This is a genomic window from Mycobacterium sp. NS-7484, from assembly GCF_001953975.1.
Classification (GTDB): Bacteria; Actinomycetota; Actinomycetes; order Mycobacteriales; family Mycobacteriaceae; genus Mycobacterium.
Map to the genome: position 1 here is coordinate 95,346 of NZ_MBEJ01000022.1, position 17,792 is coordinate 113,137.

Here is a 17,792-nt window from a genome sequence, read left to right on the forward strand (position 1 = left end):
TAGTGCGCTACTCGTGTTTGTTGCGAATCAGGCGGCGGCCACCAACACTCGGCTCGGCCCGCGCACGGTGTAGTTGGTGCCGTAGTCCAGCGGGCCGGCCAGTTGCCAGTCACCCACGGTGTCGATCAGTTCCTCGAGGAAGATCTGCGCCTCCAGCCGGGCCAGGTTCATTCCGAGGCAACTGTGCAGGCCGAAGGCGAACCCAAGGTGGGACAGCTTGCGCCGGGTGATATCGAAGTCGTCGGGGCGCTCCCAGCGTCGCGGGTCTCGGTTCGCCGCTCCCAGCAGCAGGGTGATGCGCTCACCGTCGGCCACCGCGACGTCACCCACGGCGGCCGAGCCGCCAATGTTCAGCGTTACGTCGTCGCCGACGACGTCGCGAAAGATCGAGTGCGACACGGTTTCCAGGCGATGTACCTCTTCCACCGCGTCGAGGGCCACGCTGCGGTCTGACTGCAGGATTCGGCGCTGGTCGGGATGTATGGCCAGTGTCGCCACGATCTGGGCGAGCAGCTTGGCGGTGGTCTCGTTGCCGGCGAACACCAACTGGGTGTTGCTCGCGACGATCTCCTGCTCGGTCATGTGCTCACACGCGTATTCATGGGCGACCATCGTCCCGATCAGATCCCAACTGCCCTCGGCCGGACAGCCCCGAACCGGTAACTGCTCGCGAATGTAGGAATTCAGTTGGGCCGTGGCGTGTTTCCCGGCCGCGATCAACTCGGCACCGTGCGCACCCGGCATGCTGTAACCCTCGGCGGAGGCACCCATCGCGTCGCTCCACGCGGTGAACTGGTCGACCATCTCTGGTTCGACGCCGAGCATGTGGGCGATCACCTCGGTCGGGATGCCCCGGGTGAGCTCCGTGACGATCTCGACGGTTTCCCCGTCGCGCAGCCTCGCGGCCACCGGTGTCAACCGGGCCCGCACGATGTCGGTGATCACCGGGCGCAGCCGCGCCAACGTCCTCGGCCGGAAATCGCCTGACCAAATGGACCTGATCCGGTCGTGGTGGGGGCCGTCGTAGAACTCCATCGTCGGTCCGCCGAACACCGCTGCGTGCTCGACCTGGCCGCGCTCGGAGCCGAACCGCGATGGTGCGCTGAGGATCTGCTTGACCAGGTCGAACTCGCTGACCATCCAGCGGTTGATCCGCTCGTTGAAGACCACCCCGCCGAGCTCCCTGATCTCGCGGTAGCGCGCCCACGGATCGGCGACGAACGCCGGATCGGTCGTGTCGAACGACAGCAGCGGATAATGGGCGGCGACCATAGCTGCCATGTTGACAATTTTGTGCAACTCTGTAAAGCGTGAGTTTCAAGGATCTCGGCCGCGAACTGTCCAACTGGGGCCGCTGGGGGCCCGACGACCAGATCGGCACCCTCAACCTCGTCGAGCCGCGCCACGTGCAGGCCGCGGCCGGTGAAGTCCGTTCGGGCAAGGTATTTCAGCTGAGTATCCCGGTGGGCAAAGACGGACCGCAGAGCGGTGTCGGCGGCCGGAACAACCCGGTGCACCTGATGTCGATGCAGCACAGCGACTTCGAGTCGCACGGGCTGCAGGTGGCTGACGACTGGATCATCATGCCGCTGCAATCCGGCACTCAGTGGGATGCGTTGTCGCATGTCGGTTACGACGGCAAGCTCTACAACGGACACTCCGCCGACGAGGTAGGGGCCCGCGCGGGTGCCCGACAGCTGGCCGTCGACGCCTTCACCGACCGGATCGTCGGTCGCGGGGTGCTGCTCGACATCGCCCGGTTGCGTGGGGTGGATTGGCTGGAACCGGGCACCGCGATCACCCCGGCCGATTTGAAGGCCGCAGAAGCGGCACAGGGTGTGACCGTCGGGGAGGCCGACTTCCTGCTCGTGCGGACCGGGTGGCGGGCCCGCCTGTTGGCGCAGGGCCGCGACGGCTGGATGTCCGCCGAGCCGGGCCTGGGCATCGAGTGCGCCCGCTGGCTACACGACCGCGGTGTCGCGGCGGTGGGCAGCGACAACTGGGCCATCGAGGTGATCCCCAGTGAGACAGGGGAGACCCTGCCGCTGCACTGCATCTTGATCCGCGACATGGGCATGCCGCTGGCCGAGATCCTCGACCTTGACGCATTGAGTGCCGACTGCGCTGACGACGGCGTGTGGAGCTTCCTGTTCGTCGCGCCACCGCTGCACATCAGCAACGCCGTCGGGTCCCCCGTCACGCCCATCGCGATCAAATGAGCCCGGCATTCCAGTACCGGCTGCGAACCCCGACGCCACTGGTCAGCATCGAGGACTACCGGACCGCGGCACGCCGGGCCCTGCCCGCCATGGTGTGGGCCTACCTGGACGGCGGGGCAGAGGACGAGCGCACGATGCGGGCCAACCGTGCCTCCTTCGCCAAATGGCAGCTGCGCCAACGGGTTCTGTCCGGGCACGCCGATGCCGATCTGGGCGTGACGATCGACGGGCAACGACTCGACCTGCCGGTGCTGCTGGCGCCCACCGGACTCACCGGCCTGGCGCACTACTCGGGTGAGCTGGCCGCGGCCCGGGCCGCCGAACAGGCCGGGACCCGGCTCACCCTGTCCACGGCGTCGTCGTACTCCATCGAGGAGGTCGCCGCGGGCACCTCGGCCGATCACTGGTTCCAGCTCTACCCCTGGGGCGACGGCCCGTTCTCGGATTCCATGCTCAGCCGGGCCCGTGACGCCGGATACCGCACCCTGGTGGTGACCGTCGACGTCCCGGCGCAGGGCAACCGGACCGGTGAGCGGCGCATCGGGATGGGGCATCCACCGATCCTCACCCCGCGCCGGATCGCCGACGCCGCGATCCGGCCGGCCTGGTGGTACGGGCTGCTGCGTCATCAACGGATGACGATGCGCAGCCTCACCCACATCACGGGCGCCAAGGGTGCCGTGGAATCGGTCAGCATCCAGAGCCGCCGGATGCGGCCGGACCTGAGCTGGCGCGACGTGGGTGCACTCCGCGAGCGTTGGGACGGACCCTTCGTGGTCAAGGGTGTGTTGGAGCCCGACGACGCGATACGTGCGGTCGACGAGGTGGGCGCCACCGGGGTGGTGGTGTCCAATCATGGTGGGCGCCAACTCAATGGCGTGGTCGCCTCGATCGACGCGCTGCCAGACATTGCCGACGCTGTCGGAGACCGCGCCACGGTGCTGCTGGACAGCGGCGTGCGAACCGGCAGCGACATCGTCACGGCCCTGGCGCTGGGAGCCGACGCGGTGATGATCGGCCGGCCCTACATCTACGGGCTGGCCGTCGCCGGCGAGGCGGGGGTGGGTGCGGTGCTCGACATCCTGGCTGCCGAGATGCGCTCGACGCTGACGCTGATGGGGGTGGCGAGTGTGGCCGACCTGACCCCCTCAGTTCTTCGCCGAACAGACGCAAACCCGTACATCTGCGAGTGAAAAGGTACGGTTTTGCGTCTGCTCGCGCTAAGAACGTCTGGGTGGGCGGGGCCGGACCAGCACCGCCTGCTGGATCGCGCCCACCGCCCCGGACTCGTCGAACAACGTGCCGACCGTGGTGCCGATGCCGTCGGGTCCGTAGTGGGTGTCGGCGCGGATGCCGATCCACTCCCCGTCGGGCACGCGATGGATGTGCACCACCAGATCGGTGTTGAGGAACGTCCACTTGCGGATGTCGATCTTCGACCCGATGCCGTTGGCGTCGTCGGCGACCGCGAACAGCCGCTGCAACGGCGTCATCGGTTCACCCTTGACCACATCGACCGTCGGCTTGAGCCACGACTCGCCCGGGCCCGGCGCCTGGGGCACCGTCAGCCAGCGCCAGTCCACGCTGTGCACATAGTTGGGCTCCCAGTTCTTGGCCATGTCGCGGCTACGGGCCTGCTCCAACGGAGGTAGCGGCTCGACGCCCGTATGCGCGACGGCGGTGGTGTCCAGTTGCAGCATCCGCCACCCGCCGGCCCGCGCCACCACCCGGGGTTCGCCGTCGGGTCCGGGCGCCAGCATCTCGGCGTTGACGAGCTCGATCTGCTTGCCGGGGCGTTCCAGTTGGGCCCGCACCCACAGGTCACCTTCGGACGGCACACCGCCCATCAAGTCGATGGCCACCCGACTCAACCGCGTGTCGTCGCGGTGCGCACAGCGTTCCAGCGCTCGCACCAACAGCGCCGACACCGGCGCGCCGTGCTGGATCGAGGCCGACCAGGTGCCGCGCGCCATGTCGGTGGCGCGAAACTTCTCGCCGAGCGGATCGTTCGCGTCGATCAGCTCGTAGTAGGAGTCAGACATGTCTACCGTTCAGTGGTGATGGTGATGGGTGTCGTGATCGCCGGGTGCGGGAATGTCGACCGTCACGGCGTCGACCCGCGAGAGCTTGGTGCCGACGAGCCGTTCCGGGTAGGCGTCGGTGGTGGTGACGAGAAACAGCGTGCGCCCCTCGACACCGCCGAGGGCACAGGCGATTGCGGTGCGTCCGTCGGCATCGATGCGGTCGGTGACCGTGGAGCCGTCGGGCGCGATGCGCTGGAACCCGTGCGCCAATGTCAATGCCGCCCACACGCCGCCCTCGGCGTCGACGGCGAGCCCGTCGGGTGGGCCGTCGAGCCCCTCGATGAACACGCGCCGATCGGTGAGGCTGCCGTCGGGGCGGATCGTGAAGGCGCTGAGCCGGCGGGCGGTGGATTCGGCGACAATCAAGGTGGTGCCGTCCGGGGTGATGACCATGCCGTTGGGGAAGTCAAGGTTGTCGGCAACCACGCTCGCCGTGCCGTCGGGGTCGACGCGCACGATCACGCCGTGGGAACGCGCCTGCGACCCGACGTACGCCCGACCGTGTTCGTCCAGAACCATGTCACCGAGGTCGGCGGGAACGAGATCGCTGAGATCCACCAACAGTTCCACGGTGTCGCCGTCGTAGCGCAGCACCTGGCGGCCTCGGGTAGAAACGATCAGCAGCGAGCCGTCCGGCCGAAAACCCAAACCGGACGGGGAATGTCCGGGGACGGGCAGGGTGGTCATGGCCCCCGACAGGGTGACCGTGTGCACGGCCTCGCCCAGCATGTCGGAGAACCACAGCAGGCCTTCGAACCAGCGTGGGCCCTCACCGAAACAGAAGCCATGTGCGAGTTCGGTTGTCCCGGCCTCTTCGGTTCCCGCCGTCATATCCTCGTGCCTTTACAAAACACGCCCCAAGTGTCACGCTCGCAGGGTGTCACTGTCAACCACCGGAGCGCGGTAGATGAAGAAGTTCTACGGCCACACGCTGCTGTATCTGCACGAGACCATCGATCTCGGTTCGGGCCGGACAGATCAGTTCACCCAGACATTCGGTGAGGTCTATCAGCCGATGATGGAGGAGCTGGGTGCCCGGCTGTTCGCGATCTGGGAAACCACGCCGTACAACGGGCACTGGCCGCAGGTGACGATCATCTGGGAGATCGACGCTTTCGCCGACTATGCCCGCATCGGCAAGGCCCAAGCCGCCGGAGGCAGTCACGAGAAGCCCGCACTGCAGTGGGCGGCATACCTGTCCGAGCTCGGAGCCCGCGGCGAGGGCCGAATCATGTACGCCGGCAAGTACAACCGCACACTCGCCCAGCTTCAGGATGCGAAGTTCGGTGCCGGACTGGTGATCCAGGAGATCATGGAGACCAAGCCGGGGCGTCAGGACGACTACATCCGCGAACTGGAACGGTTGTATGTGCCGTGGTCGGAGAGCACCGGCAAACGCTGGCTGGGGTCGTTCATCACCACGTTCCGGTTCAACGAGGTGATCCACTATTGGGCGCTCGACGACGACTGGGACTGCTTCGAGAACCACTATCCGTCGTGGAAGGGGAACCCGCCCGCGGAGATCGTGACCTGGATGAGTGTCGCGCCCGCCCTGCGTGACGGCTGGGAGGATTCGATCCTCTCGGCGCTGCCACCCTCGCCGCTGAAGTAGGTATGCGATGAATCAACCTGTGCTGCAGGGGTTCACCTACGATCCCTTCGATCCGGACGTGATGGCCAATCCGTTGCCGTACTACCGGATTCTGCGCGACGAGTACCCGGTGTATTACATCGACAAGTGGGACACCTACGCGCTGTCCCGGTTCGAGGACATCTGGAACATGCTCGGCGTCAACGACGGAACCTTCGTCGCCTCCGAGGGCACCCTGCCGGCGGCGAACGTCTTGGCACACCACAACGACGGCCCGGTGCCCGATCCGCCGTTGCACCCCATGCCCTTTCACGCAAACTTCGACTCGCCGCTCTACGAGGACGTGCGCAAATGCACGTCCGCCCAGTTCCGGATCAGGACCGTACCCAAGTTGGCTGACCGGATCAGAACGCTGGCCAACGAGCGGCTCGACGAGTTGCTGCCGCGTGGCACGTTCGACCTCACCCAGGATTATGGTGGCATCGTCGCGGCCGCGATGGTCTGCGATTTCGTCGGATTACCAGCCGATCTGGCGCCAGAGGTACTGGCCACCGTCAATGCCGGCAGCCTCGCGCAACCGGGTGAAGGGGTCGAGGTGGGCAACGCCCGGCCCGGCTATCTGTCGTATCTCACCCCGATCATCGAACGTCGTCGTGCCGAGGGTGCCGACGGCAGTGTGCCGATCGCCGACGCCCTGATCGACTTCCGCCTGCCCGACGGGTCGGCCTTCGGGGACATGGAAGCCGCCGTGCAGATGCTGGGCGTGTTCATCGGCGGCACCGAAACCGTCCCGAAGATCACCGCGACCGGGCTGTGGCAGTTGCTGCGGCACCCCGACCAATTGGCGGCGGTGCGAGCGGATCTCGACGGCAACGTGCCGATCGCACGCGAGGAGATCATCCGGCACAGCGCCCCGGCGCAGTGGTTCGCCCGAACCGTACGGCGGCCGTACACCGTCCACGGCACGACCATCAATCCCGGGCAGCGCATCATCACGCTGCTGGCCTCGGCCGCCCGCGACGAACGGGAATATGACAATCCGGATGAGTTCGTATGGAACCGGCCGATCGAACGGCTGTTGTCGTTCGGGCACGGCCAGCATTTCTGCCTGGGAGTGCACGTGGCCCGGTTGGAGATCACCATCATGATCCAGGAGTTCCTCAAACGCGTGCCCGAGTACCACATCGACGAGGCCGCGGCGTCCCGCCCGCCGTCGAGTTTTCAGTGGGGCTGGAACAACATTCCCGTGGAGGTGTGACATGTGGTGTTACCGCCTCGTGGCACCGTTCACGTTCGAACGATCCGACATCGCCGAGCCCACACCGGAATCCCTGTCCGACGGCCAGGTGCTGCTCGACTTCCTGGCCGCCGGGATCTGCGGGAGCGACCTGCCCGGATTCAAGGGCACCCAGGGCAAGCTTCCGGGTGACACCGGTCCCTGCGCGGCGGAGATGAACGGCTTCCCGATCCACGAGATCGTCGGCGAGGTGCTGGCCAGCCGCCATCCCGATCATCGGGCGGGGGAGCGGGTGGTGGGCTGGGCCTCGGGTTTCGACGGTCTGATGGGCCGCGTAATCACCGACGGTGCCGGGCTGGTGACCTACGACCCCGCGCTCGCCCCCGAGCTCGCGGTGGGGCTGCAGCCGCTGGCCTGCGTGCTCTACGCCATGGAGCAGTTGCCCGATGTCACCGGCCGTCACGTCGCGGTCATCGGGCAGGGGTCGATCGGTCTGTTGTTCTCCTATGTGGCAAAGGCTTTGGGGGCCGCCCGGGTCACCGGTGTGGACCCGGTGGACCGCACCACGATCGGCCCGCGGTTCGGGGTCGACGACGCGGTCCGTGCCACCAGTGACCGCTGGGTCAGGCATCTGGGCGCCGACGGCAAACCGGACATCGTCATCGAGGCCGTTGGGCATCAGGTCGCCACCCTCAACCACGCGCTGGAGGCCGCCGCGTTCGGCGGCACGGTGTTCTACTTCGGCGTACCCGACGACGACAGTTACCCGATCAGCATGCGCACCATGTTGCGGAACAACCTGACCCTCAAATCCGGTGTCACCCTGGACCGTCAGCGCGTGTTACGTCGCGCCGACGCGTTCGCCCGCGAGCATCCGGATCTGTTGCCCCGCTACGTGACCCACACCTTCGGCGTCGACGAGGTGCCGGCCGCATTCGAATTCGCCTGCCGCCCCATGCCCGAACGCGTCAAGATTGCGATCACCCGATGACCCCGAGCCGACTGCAGGACGCACTGGCGGCCAACGCCCAGGTCTGGGGTGGCTGGGTGGTCGGACCGACGATCATCGGCCCCGAGGAGTTCGCGGCCGCGGGCTACCACTACGTGGGATTCGACGTCCAGCACGGCTATCTCGACGACGCCGACGTGGCGCTGCTGCTGCGCCGGTTGGAACACGTGCCGATTGCGACCGCGGTGCGGCTGCCCTCGGCCGATGCCGCACCGATCGGCCGGGTACTCGACGCCGGTGCCGACGCGGTGATCATCGCCATGGTGGAATCGGCCGAGCAGGCCGCGGCGGCGGTCGCGGCCACCAGATTCGCTCCGGCCGGGGTACGCAGCTTCGGGCCGTTGCGCGCCAGCATGGGGTTGGACACCGCCGAACTGGAATCGCGGGTGAGTGTGTTCGCGATGATCGAGACGGCAGCCGGCCGGGCCGCCGTCGAGGAGATCTGCGCCGTTCCCGGTCTCACGGGCGTGTACGTCGGACCGGCAGATCTGGCCATCTCGATGGGCTACCAGCTCGCCGACGCCTGGACCCACCCGGACGTACGAGCATCGATGGTCGCGATCAAGGACGCCGCCCACGCGGCGGGCTTGGTCACCGGGATTCATGCCGGGGCGGGAAGACTCGGAAAAGCGATGGCCGACGTGGGGTTCCAGATGATCACCCTGGCCTCGGAGTCGCAGGCCCTGCGCCGCGGTGCCACCGAGCACCTGCAGGAAGCCATCGGACAGAACCACGACGAATCGGAACGAAGGGGATATCAGTGAGCGCAACCGGGCGGGTGGCCCTGGTGACCGGCGCTGCCCGGGGCCAAGGTGCAGCCATCGTGGCACGCCTGGTGGCCGACGGCTACCGGGTGACCGCGGCCGATCTGCTGTTCGACGAACTGGCAGCTGGCACAACCGAATTCGGTGATTGCGTGCTGGCCGTGAAGCTCGACGTCACCTCGGCCGAACAATGGCAGGCCGCGGTGCAGGCAACGATGAAACAATTCGGAGGGCTCAACGCACTGGTCAACAACGCCGGTGTGCTGCACCGGGCCTCGATCGCCGAGGAAACCCCGCAAGGATTCGAGGCCTCCTGGCGGGTCAACTGCCTCGGCCCGTTCCTGGGACTGCAGGCCGCCCTTGAACCGCTGCGGCAGGCGGAAGGGGCCGCGGTGGTGAACACCTGCAGCACCGGCGCGGTCCGCCCGTTCCCGCACCATGCCGCCTATGGCTCGTCAAAATGGGCGCTGCGGGGCCTTACCCAGCTGGCCGCCGCCGAGCTGAGCCGGGACGGCATCCGGGTCAACGCCGTGTTCCCGGGGCCGGTCGAGACGCCGATGCTCGATGAAAAGACCCAGGCCCGGCTGGCCGAGCGGGCCACCCTGGGCCGGTTGGGCACACCCACCGAGATCGCCGACGCCGTGGCGTTTCTGCTGTCCGAACAAGCCTCGTTCATCACCGGTTCCGAGCTGCTCGTCGACGGCGGCCAATGTCTGCAGATCAGATGACACGCATGGGCAACTCCGCATCGGTGGGAATCATCGGCGCCGGCCCCGGCGGCCTGGCGCTCGGAATCTTCCTGAAGAAAGCCGGTTTCGACGATTTCACCATCTTCGACCGCGAAGACGGCGTCGGCGGCACCTGGCGGATCAACACGTACCCGGGTCTGGCCTGCGACGTGAAATCGCACCTGTACTCGTATTCGTTCGACCTCAACGCCCACTGGAGCCGGATGTGGGCGGGCCAACCGGAGATCCTCGAGTATTTCGAGCGGTGCGCCCAGCGGTACCGATTGGGCCCGCATCTGCAGCTGAACACCGAGATCGTCGCGGCACGATGGGACGCCGAGGCCGGCAACTGGGTGCTGACCACTGCGACCGGCGCGCAGCATCGCTTCGACGTCGTGGTGTCGGCAATCGGGCTGTTCACCCAACCGCTGCAGCCGGACCTGATCCAGGAGGAACCCTTTACCGGCACCCTCATGCACACCGCCAACTGGGATCACGATGTCGAGCTCGATGGCGCCAAGGTGGCCGTTCTCGGCACCGGATCGACTGCCTCCCAAGTAGTTCCGGAACTGGCCAAGGTCGCCGAGAAGGTGTATTCGGTGCAACGCTCGGCGACCTGGGTGCTGCCGAAACCCGACCGGCCCTACACCGAACGGGAACGCTGGCTGTTCGCCCACATCCCGTTCGCCAAGAAGATCTACCGGACCCGGCTGTGGTTGCGCAGTGAGTCCAACATCGCGGTGATCGAGAACGGCAGCGACAAGACCCAGGAGTTCAAGGCGATCGCGCTGAACCTCCTCGAATCGACGGTGGCCGACAAGGATTTGCGGGCCCGGCTCACCCCGGACCACCCGCTGGGCTGCAAGCGTCTGGTTTTCTCACCGGACTTCATCCAGACCCTGACCCGACCGAACGTCGAGGTGGTATCCAGCCCGGCGCGGGCGTTGCGAGCGAGAACGCTGGTCACCGAGGACGGCCGGGAACTCGACGTCGATGTGGTGGTGTGCGCCACCGGCTATGCCGCGGCCGACTATCTGGGCCAGATCGAGGTGACTGGGGAAAACGGGGTGTCCCTACACGACACCTGGCGTGACGGAGCATTCGCCTACCTGGGGATGACCGTTCCCGGATTCCCCAACTTCTTCATGCTCTACGGCCCCAACACCAACGTCGGGTCCAACAGCGTCATCTTCATCCTGGAGGCTCAGGCCCGCTACGTGGTACGGGCCCTGAAACACCTTCGGCGCAAACACAAGTCGTATGTCGCGGTGCGGCCCGAGGCGATGGCGGCGTTCCTCTCCGACATCGACCGGTGGATGCAGGGCACCGTGTGGCTCACCCGGTGCAGCAGCTATTTCCGGGCGCCCAGCGGACGCGTCGTCACGCAGTGGCCGCGCAGTGCCCGGGCGTTCTGGACGATGACGCGACGGTTCCGTCCGGGCGACTACACCTTCGACCCGCCCGTCGCCCGACCGGATGCGGTCAGTGCGGGCGCCGATCGAACGGACGGCTGACCGGTGTCCTGGCGGGCGCGCCTCGACCCCGCACTGCGCGGCTTCGCCGAGGCGCGCACCGACCTGTCCGCCGAGACATTGGGGGCGGTGCGTACGTCACTGGATCAGCGTCGCCGTGAGGCCGCGCAGGCGCTGGATGCCCCGGGCGTGGAGATCGTCGGGGGCCGGGTCACGCTCGGGCGTCGCACCATCGCCGTGCGCCTCTATCGCGGCGGCCCCACACCCGCGCCTGCGGTGATCTACTGCCATTCCGGCGCCTTCGTTCTGGGCAATCTCGACACCGACCAGATCCAATGCGTGGAGTTGGCGCGACGCGCCCGCTGCACCGTGATCGCGATGGACTACCGGTTGGCTCCGGAAGCGCCGTACCCGGCTGGTTTCGACGACGCCATGGTGGTGCTCAACTGGGCCGCCACGATGGCCGCCGAGCTTGACATCGATGCCGACCGGATCGCCGTGGCCGGCAGCAGCGCCGGCGGCGCACTGGCGGCGTTGCTGGCCCAACACTCCGCGGCCGGCTCGGCACCGCCGGTGGTGTTCCAGGCCCTGCACCAACCGGTGCTCGACAACCGGCGCACCGGGTCGAAGGAGGAGTTCGTCGACACCCCCGGGTTCGATGGTCCGGCCACCGTGGCGATGTGGCGGCACTACTCGGGTGGTCGCGACATCACCGAGGTGGCGGTGCCGGCTCGCACCGACGCGCTGGCCGGTGTGGCGCCGGCCCTCATCACCTGCTCGGAGCTCGATCCGTTGCGTGACGAGGCGCTGGACTACGCCCGCAGCCTGCTGAAACAGGAAGTTGCCACCGAACTCCACCTGTTCGCCGGGACCTGCCATGGCTTCGATTCGCTGCTTCCCGAGTGGGAGGTCAGCCAACAACTCTTCGCCCTGCAGGGCGCGGCATTGCGCCGTGCCCTGCACGGCTGAGCCGGTAGCTGACCGCCTCGGACATCGGCTCGGCGGTGGTTGTCGGCAAATATTGGCAATATTGTGGGCAATAATCCAGGTCTGTGGCACGGGGAGCCGGCACGGGCAACCGCGGGCAAGTGAGCGATTGAGAGGTGGCTATGTCGGCCGACGACGACCGGCTCACGTACTCCAGAGACCCCAAACACGCCCGGGGCACGTTGGACTACGGCGGGCTCGACGCCCTGCTGGGTGGTCCGGTGGCGGCGCTGCCCCACGGCCGGTCGCGGCCCGACGATGCCCGGGTTTCGACCCCGCCGGTCGTCCTCACCTCGAATTTCGCCGTCCCCGGCGAATCCGAGATCACGGCCAAGCTGCCGCCGGTGAGCCCGCGTCGCCCCATCGCCCCGCCGGCCAACGCCTCGCCGACCGCCGGTAACTGGATTCTGGAGCAGCCGGTTCCCGCGGCGGCCGCCGGCGAGCTGCGCGCGATCGACAACCTGGCCCGCGTCGGCGTGCGTTCGGCCGTCAAGATGCAACCCCGTCGCGGCTGGCGACGCGCGGTCTATGTCATGACCCGTCTCAACCTCGGGTTGTCCCGCGACGAACTGTACGAACTCGATCTGTACGCCCGGGTGCGCCGCACAGCGCGAGAGTCCTATCAGATCGGCGTGTTCGGCCTGAAGGGCGGCGTCGGTAAAACCGCCGTCACCGTGGCTCTGGGATCGGTGCTCAGCGCGGTGCGCGGTGACCGCATCCTGGCGGTGGACGCCGATCCGGCAGGCGGCAATCTGGCCGATCGGGCCGGGCGACAGTCCGCGGCGACCGTGAGCGATCTGCTGGCGGCCAAGGACCTTTCGCGCTACAACGATGTCCGCGCCTATACGAGCATGAACGAGTCCAAGCTCGAAGTGCTTGCCGGTGACGAATACAGCCGGGCCGGCCGGGCATTCAACGATGTGGACTGGAACTCCGCCACCGCCGCGGTCTCCAAGCACTACAACCTCGTCCTTGCCGATTGCGCCGCCGACATGTTCGCCTCGGCGGCCCGCGGCGTGTTGGCAACGGTGTCCGGCGCGGTGATCGTGGCCAGTGCCTCCATCGACGGAGCCCGCCAAGCGGCGGTGACCATGGACTGGCTGCGGCAGAACGGCCATCAGGAGCTGCTGAACCGCTCCTGTGTCGTCATCAATCACGTGGGTCCGCGCAAACCCAACGTGAATACCGGTGACCTGGTACACCAGTTCCAAAAGCATGTGGCTCCCGGCCGGGTGGTCGTGCTGCCGTGGGACAAGCACATCGCCGCGGGCACCGACATCCAGTTCGACCTGCTGCGGCCGGCCTACCGGCGTCGCATCCTGGAGCTGGCCGCGGCCCTGTCCGACGACTTCGAGGGCGGCGCGCCACTCATCTGAGCGCGAGCTCCCGGGCGACCGCGGCGTGATACCTGTCGATGTTCGCCGGATTCACCACGCGGAACAGCGCATCCGGCAGCGGGGTGTCCTTGTAGGCCTCGATGGTCATCGTGCGGCCAAAGAGCGTGACGTCGTTACCCGGCCGGGTGAACTGGTACTGCACGGTGATCCGGCCGTCCATGCCGCCGTTGCCATCTCGGTCATGTCCCAGCCGGCCCACCGAGTTGAACACCCACAGGCGTGGCCGCATCGCGATCGCCAGATGCCAGGTGTAGATCTGCGTCCCGTCCGGCCCGGCCTCGGTCCAGGTGTCACCGACTTGCAACGGCAATCGTTCCGGTAGTCCGCCGATGTGGGCACTGCCCGGGTAGGTCTTGACCCAGTTCGCCGGGTTGGTGACGAAATCGTAGATCTCCTCGGCGGATTGGGTGAACGCTGTCTCGGAGCTGGTGGTCACGATGCCCAATGGTGTTCGCTCTCCTCTGGTTTCAAGGTTGGTTTCAAGGTTGTGCCGGTCACAGATCGCAGCCGCAGGCTGCCGAATCGCCCGGGGTGGGAAGCTCGGCGAGCACGTCCACACGCGTCGGGTCGAAGCTGAAGAATCCCTGAATCGGCAGGGATTCCGGCGGGGTGTCGGGGTAACTCCAGGCCACGTCGGCGATGACGCTGTCGCCGATCGCCGCCGACCAGTAGCGGGCGGTGCCCTTGTAGTTGCAGTACGACGTGGTCTGGCTGGGCTGCAACAGGTCGGTGCGGACTTGGGCCGGGTCGACGTAGAGGCGGGGCTCCAGCGCAGTTTCGAAGACGACCACCGTCTCGTCGGTGTCGACCAGGACGGTGTCCGCAGCGGTCACCCGCAGGCTGCGTCGGGTCGGCCGGCAATCGATCCGGTGATACGGGTTGGGCGGATAGTGCACGAGCTTGCGGCCTTCTTCGAACCAGGCGTCGACGGCATCCCACGGTACCGAGACGTATCCCGGCGCCTCGAGTACCGGCTCGTGGGGGAGGCCGCCGACCTCGTCGCTGCGAAACGCATAGCTCAGTGGGTGGCCGGCGCGGTGCACCATCAGGGCGTGCTCGGTGTCGAGTACGACGATGTCACCGCGAACGGCTTGGATACGGCGCGGATGGGGCTCGATGTACACGGTGGCGCCGGCGAGCGGGGGAGTGAACCAACCGGCCGGTTGGGTGCTCAATGGGCCACGCCCGGCAACGAGACTCATTGCGCCACCTCCACTTTGGCCGACCCGCTGGCCGCGGCGCGCGGGCGGGGACGCCCCGACCATCTCCGGTGCGGCGATCGGCGCGTCAAGATAGAAGCTTTACAGATTATCTTGAGAATGTCACGCTGTTGGATGAGGCGGACGACACCGCAACAACCCTCGAGACGTACCGGCCGATCAGGCCTCTGGACCCGGAATGGATGCCTTATGTCCCCACAGCCAGAAATGTCCGTGCAGTTGTCCGAGGTACCCGCGGTCGGCGAATCGCCCGCCGCCGGGTCGCTCACCGTGCCGATCACCCGGCGGCGGGTGTGGCCGGAGCGGGCCGTGCGGTACGAGCTCACCGTGGTGGCCGCAGAAGTCGCCCCGGTGGTGTCCGGCATCGGCGGATGGTTGTTCGACCGGGCCATGGCGGGCTGGCGGGTGGGCGTGGCCGTCGGCCAGGGCGCCGACGTTGCCGCCGACCGGCGGGCGTTGGGCATCCTCGGTGTGAAACTCGTTGAGCCCGAAGCGCTCTCGCTAACAGACGCAGATGAGGGTGAAGCGGTCACGATGACGGCGATCAGCGTCGACCGTCTGGAACCGGCCGCGATGCGCGATCTCGGTGACGCGGTGTTTTTCGGGTGGCGAGCTCCCGACGGCCTCACCGGTCAGGTGCACCGGGTGAACTACCGGCCGAGTGCGGCCGCGTTGGCGTTCAAGGCGCACGCATCTGCGGTGCTCGGGTCCGATGCTCGGCCGACCGGCGCAGTCGAGACCATGTACCGGTATGGCCGGTCCGCGGGCCTGTTGGATTCTGATCTGGTCCCGGTGTGTTGATGGCGGGACGGGCGTCAGTGGCCGGTCTGCTCGACGTGTTCGACGTGGCCCCGGCCGGTCCCGATCGATTCGTCGGCGTGACCGGACCCGCCGGCACCGATGGCCGGCAGGTGGCCAAAGGCACACAAGCGCTGGGTCAGGTGATCGTGGCAACCGCAAAGCGATTCCCGAACAAGACGATTCGTTCGGCACATGCGGTCTTCACCAGGCCCGTCGTGATCGACTCCACCGTCGAGCTGTCGGTCGACGTCGTGCACGAGGGCCGCTCGACCGCCACCGCCGTGGTGGCCGTGCAGCAGGATTCACGGCGGTGCGCCACGGTAACGGTGCTGGCCGATGTGCCTGGCGGTGAGGTGATCAACCACCACGCGCTACGGCCCGACGTCGAGACCCCCGCCGATGCCTATCCGGGGACACCGGCCATGGACGGCCACGAGTTGCGCCTGGTCGACATCGTCGACGTCAACAGTCCCGGCGAAGTGGGCCCGCCCGAACTGCATGCCTGGCTGCGCTATGACCCGATCCCGGCGCGCGACGATCTGGCCAAGGCGCTGTTGGCGTATTTCACCGGGCAACTCGGCATCTCGACCACGATGCGGCCCCATCGCGGGGTGGGTACCGCGCAGGCGCATGCGACGTTGTCGACGGCGCTGATGTCGGCAACGGTTGTCTTCCATGACACGGTGGCATGGGACGACTGGTTGCTCTACAGCCACGACAGCACTGCGGCCGGCCAGGGAATGTCATATGTCCGCGGTCAGGTACACACCGAAGATGGCGACCTCTTGGCCTCGTTCACGCAGGAAGGGCTGATCCGCTCGATGCGCGCGACCGATACCGCCATCGATGTGCCGGCCCGGTTGTAGGGCCGGCGCGCAGGGATGCGCCTAGCGAATCCACCCGCGGCGGCGCAGCCACCAGTCGCGAGCGACGGCCAACACGATGAGGACCGCGAACGAGATGAGGAACCAGTCCTCGACACGTCCGACGTGGTTTCCGCGCAGCATCACCAGCAAGAAGGCCGCCGACAGCAGGCCGCCGATGTGGATCACCCTGATGTTCAGATGGGACCAGCCCCATGCTGCGGACGGCACGTCCTCGACGTCGACGCCGTTGTGTCGCTCCACCTCGGTGCTGGCCACGGGTTGCTCCTCAGGATCGAACTGGCTTCAGGCTGGCTTGCCGACATTCTGGCATACGACGCTGCGTCGTATGCCGACCCCCGGCGCTCAATTCAGGCTGCGGTCCCTCGGCCGCCTGCTCACCCGCGCCGAACGGCAGATCTTGCCCTGGTACGGACAGTTTCCCGATACGGATACACAGAAGGGTTGGTAGATGCAGTTCTGGAGTGGCACGGCGTTCATGGACACCGCCGATGCACTGGTGGTGGCACCGTTGCTCGACGAGGCCGGATACCACGGCATGGTCTGCTCGGATCACATGATCTATCCGCGCGAACTGTCCTCGCCCTACCCGGATTCACCGAGCGGCACGCCACCGTGGGCACCGGAGACCGCCTGGCCCGACTCCTGGGTCCTGATCGGTGCGATGGCAGCCCTCACGCGACGGCTACGGTTCTCCAACGCCGTGTATGTGGCGCCGGCCCGCCCACTGCTCGAGGTCGCCAAGCAGGTTGCGACGGCAGCGGTGATCTCGAACGGTCGGGTGTCCCTCGGCGTCGGCGTCGGGTGGATGCGCGAGGAATTCGAACTGATGGGTCAGGACTTCGACACCCGTGGTCGGCGGCTCGACGAGATGATCCCGGCGCTGCGTGAGCTGTGGCGCGGCGGTTGGGTGTCGTTCGAGGGGCGTTACTACCAGGTTCCCGAGATGACGATCGAACCTCATCCGCCGGCGCGGGTGCCGATCCTGTGCGGTGGCGAATCCGAGGCGGCGCTGCGGCGGGCGGCGCGGGCCTGCGACGGATGGATCGGCTACGCCTACACCCTGGAACAGGCGACCCGGTACACCAGCCGGCTGGCGGGGCTGCGCCGTGAATACGGCCGGGAGCACGAGCCGTTCGAGATCATCCTGGCCCTGCTGGACCCACCGTCGCCGAATCTGTACAAGCGGGCCGAGGATCTCGGCATCACCGCGGTGATGTGCGCGCCATGGGCCGTAACGGAACCCGCGGATTCAGCCGCTGCCTCCGGGCCGGACCGATTCCGCGGCCCCATCGAACGATTCGCCGAGTCGATCATCGCGAAGGTGCGGTAAGCCACGCGCGGGCGCCTCGCGGCGGTGCTCACTATGATCGCGCAAAACCGGTGTGCAGAGAGGACG

19 protein-coding genes are annotated in these 17,792 nt (G+C 67.3%); 13 read left to right on the top strand and 6 right to left on the bottom strand.

Annotated features, from left to right (window positions below; all coding sequences use genetic code 11):
* Positions 1–27: 27 nt before the first annotated feature.
* Entirely contained in the window at positions 28–1,281 is a 1,254-nt protein-coding gene (locus A5733_RS05040; RefSeq protein WP_083666004.1) for a cytochrome P450, read from the bottom strand.
* Between the two features lie 29 nt (positions 1,282–1,310).
* Between A5733_RS05040 and A5733_RS05045 the strand changes: the two genes are divergently transcribed.
* Both A5733_RS05045 and A5733_RS05050 read left to right on the top strand, forming a co-directional pair.
* On the top strand, positions 1,311–2,219 hold the full coding sequence (locus tag A5733_RS05045) for a cyclase family protein (protein ID WP_076239325.1): 909 nt from the start codon (positions 1,311–1,313) through the stop codon (positions 2,217–2,219).
* On the top strand, positions 2,216–3,412 hold the full coding sequence (locus tag A5733_RS05050) for an alpha-hydroxy acid oxidase (RefSeq protein ID WP_076239326.1): 1,197 nt from the start codon (positions 2,216–2,218) through the stop codon (positions 3,410–3,412). Before A5733_RS05045 ends, A5733_RS05050 begins: the two co-directional genes overlap by 4 nt.
* Positions 3,413–3,439: 27 nt before the next feature.
* On the opposite strand, the gene A5733_RS05055 is transcribed toward A5733_RS05050, so the two are convergent.
* Both A5733_RS05055 and A5733_RS05060 read right to left on the bottom strand, forming a co-directional pair.
* On the bottom strand, positions 3,440–4,261 hold the full coding sequence (locus A5733_RS05055; RefSeq protein WP_076239327.1) for a thioesterase family protein: 822 nt from the start codon (positions 4,259–4,261) through the stop codon (positions 3,440–3,442).
* A gap of 9 nt (positions 4,262–4,270) precedes the next feature.
* Positions 4,271–5,134, bottom strand: coding sequence for an SMP-30/gluconolactonase/LRE family protein (locus tag A5733_RS05060; RefSeq protein ID WP_076239328.1), 864 nt, complete (start codon positions 5,132–5,134; stop codon positions 4,271–4,273).
* 76 nt (positions 5,135–5,210) lie between these two features.
* Between A5733_RS05060 and A5733_RS05065 the strand changes: the two genes are divergently transcribed.
* The 8 genes from A5733_RS05065 to A5733_RS05100 all read left to right on the top strand — a co-directional run bounded on the left by A5733_RS05065 (position 5,211) and on the right by A5733_RS05100 (position 13,467).
* Positions 5,211–5,915: an NIPSNAP family protein gene (locus A5733_RS05065; protein ID WP_067774810.1), complete on the top strand. Its 705-nt coding sequence runs from the start codon at positions 5,211–5,213 to the stop codon at positions 5,913–5,915.
* A 7-nt stretch (positions 5,916–5,922) separates the two neighbouring features.
* Complete coding sequence (locus tag A5733_RS05070; protein WP_076239329.1) at positions 5,923–7,152, top strand: cytochrome P450; 1,230 nt, start codon at positions 5,923–5,925, stop codon at positions 7,150–7,152.
* A gap of 1 nt (position 7,153) precedes the next feature.
* Entirely contained in the window at positions 7,154–8,122 is a 969-nt protein-coding gene (locus A5733_RS05075) for a zinc-binding dehydrogenase (protein WP_076239330.1), read from the top strand.
* Positions 8,119–8,904, top strand: coding sequence for an HpcH/HpaI aldolase/citrate lyase family protein (locus tag A5733_RS05080; protein WP_076239331.1), 786 nt, complete (start codon positions 8,119–8,121; stop codon positions 8,902–8,904). The genes A5733_RS05075 and A5733_RS05080 overlap by 4 nt, the downstream gene beginning before the upstream one ends.
* Entirely contained in the window at positions 8,895–9,632 is a 738-nt protein-coding gene (locus A5733_RS05085) for an SDR family NAD(P)-dependent oxidoreductase (RefSeq protein ID WP_369830904.1), read from the top strand. The genes A5733_RS05080 and A5733_RS05085 overlap by 10 nt, the downstream gene beginning before the upstream one ends.
* 5 nt (positions 9,633–9,637) lie before the next feature.
* Entirely contained in the window at positions 9,638–11,146 is a 1,509-nt protein-coding gene (locus A5733_RS05090) for a flavin-containing monooxygenase (protein ID WP_369830901.1), read from the top strand.
* Positions 11,147–11,149: 3 nt separating this feature from the next.
* The gene (locus A5733_RS05095) at positions 11,150–12,073 is read left to right on the top strand and encodes an alpha/beta hydrolase (protein WP_076239334.1); all 924 of its coding nucleotides are present in this window, start codon (positions 11,150–11,152) and stop codon (positions 12,071–12,073) included.
* Positions 12,074–12,213: 140 nt separating this feature from the next.
* Positions 12,214–13,467, top strand: a complete 1,254-nt coding sequence (locus A5733_RS05100; protein WP_076239335.1) for a MinD/ParA family protein — start codon at positions 12,214–12,216, stop codon at positions 13,465–13,467.
* On the opposite strand, the gene A5733_RS05105 is transcribed toward A5733_RS05100, so the two are convergent.
* Together A5733_RS05105 and A5733_RS05110 are read right to left on the bottom strand one after the other, a co-directional pair.
* Positions 13,460–13,933, bottom strand: a complete 474-nt coding sequence (locus tag A5733_RS05105) for a polyketide cyclase (protein WP_067774789.1) — start codon at positions 13,931–13,933, stop codon at positions 13,460–13,462. The genes A5733_RS05100 and A5733_RS05105 overlap by 8 nt on opposite strands.
* A gap of 49 nt (positions 13,934–13,982) precedes the next feature.
* Positions 13,983–14,690, bottom strand: coding sequence for a DUF427 domain-containing protein (locus A5733_RS05110; RefSeq protein ID WP_076239336.1), 708 nt, complete (start codon positions 14,688–14,690; stop codon positions 13,983–13,985).
* Between the two features lie 207 nt (positions 14,691–14,897).
* Between A5733_RS05110 and A5733_RS05115 the strand changes: the two genes are divergently transcribed.
* Together A5733_RS05115 and A5733_RS05120 are read left to right on the top strand one after the other, a co-directional pair.
* Positions 14,898–15,509: a hypothetical protein gene (locus A5733_RS05115; protein ID WP_231965813.1), complete on the top strand. Its 612-nt coding sequence runs from the start codon at positions 14,898–14,900 to the stop codon at positions 15,507–15,509.
* Positions 15,509–16,375 (top strand): acyl-CoA thioesterase II, encoded by an 867-nt coding sequence (locus tag A5733_RS05120; RefSeq protein WP_076239337.1) that lies wholly within the window; start codon positions 15,509–15,511, stop codon positions 16,373–16,375. The genes A5733_RS05115 and A5733_RS05120 overlap by 1 nt, the downstream gene beginning before the upstream one ends.
* Before the next feature lie 21 nt (positions 16,376–16,396).
* On the opposite strand, the gene A5733_RS05125 is transcribed toward A5733_RS05120, so the two are convergent.
* Positions 16,397–16,651, bottom strand: coding sequence for a DUF2631 domain-containing protein (locus tag A5733_RS05125; protein WP_076239338.1), 255 nt, complete (start codon positions 16,649–16,651; stop codon positions 16,397–16,399).
* Positions 16,652–16,844: 193 nt separating this feature from the next.
* On the opposite strand from A5733_RS05125, the gene A5733_RS05130 reads away from it, so the two are divergent.
* Positions 16,845–17,726, top strand: a complete 882-nt coding sequence (locus A5733_RS05130) for a TIGR03619 family F420-dependent LLM class oxidoreductase (protein WP_076239339.1) — start codon at positions 16,845–16,847, stop codon at positions 17,724–17,726.
* Positions 17,727–17,792: the final 66 nt, after the last annotated feature.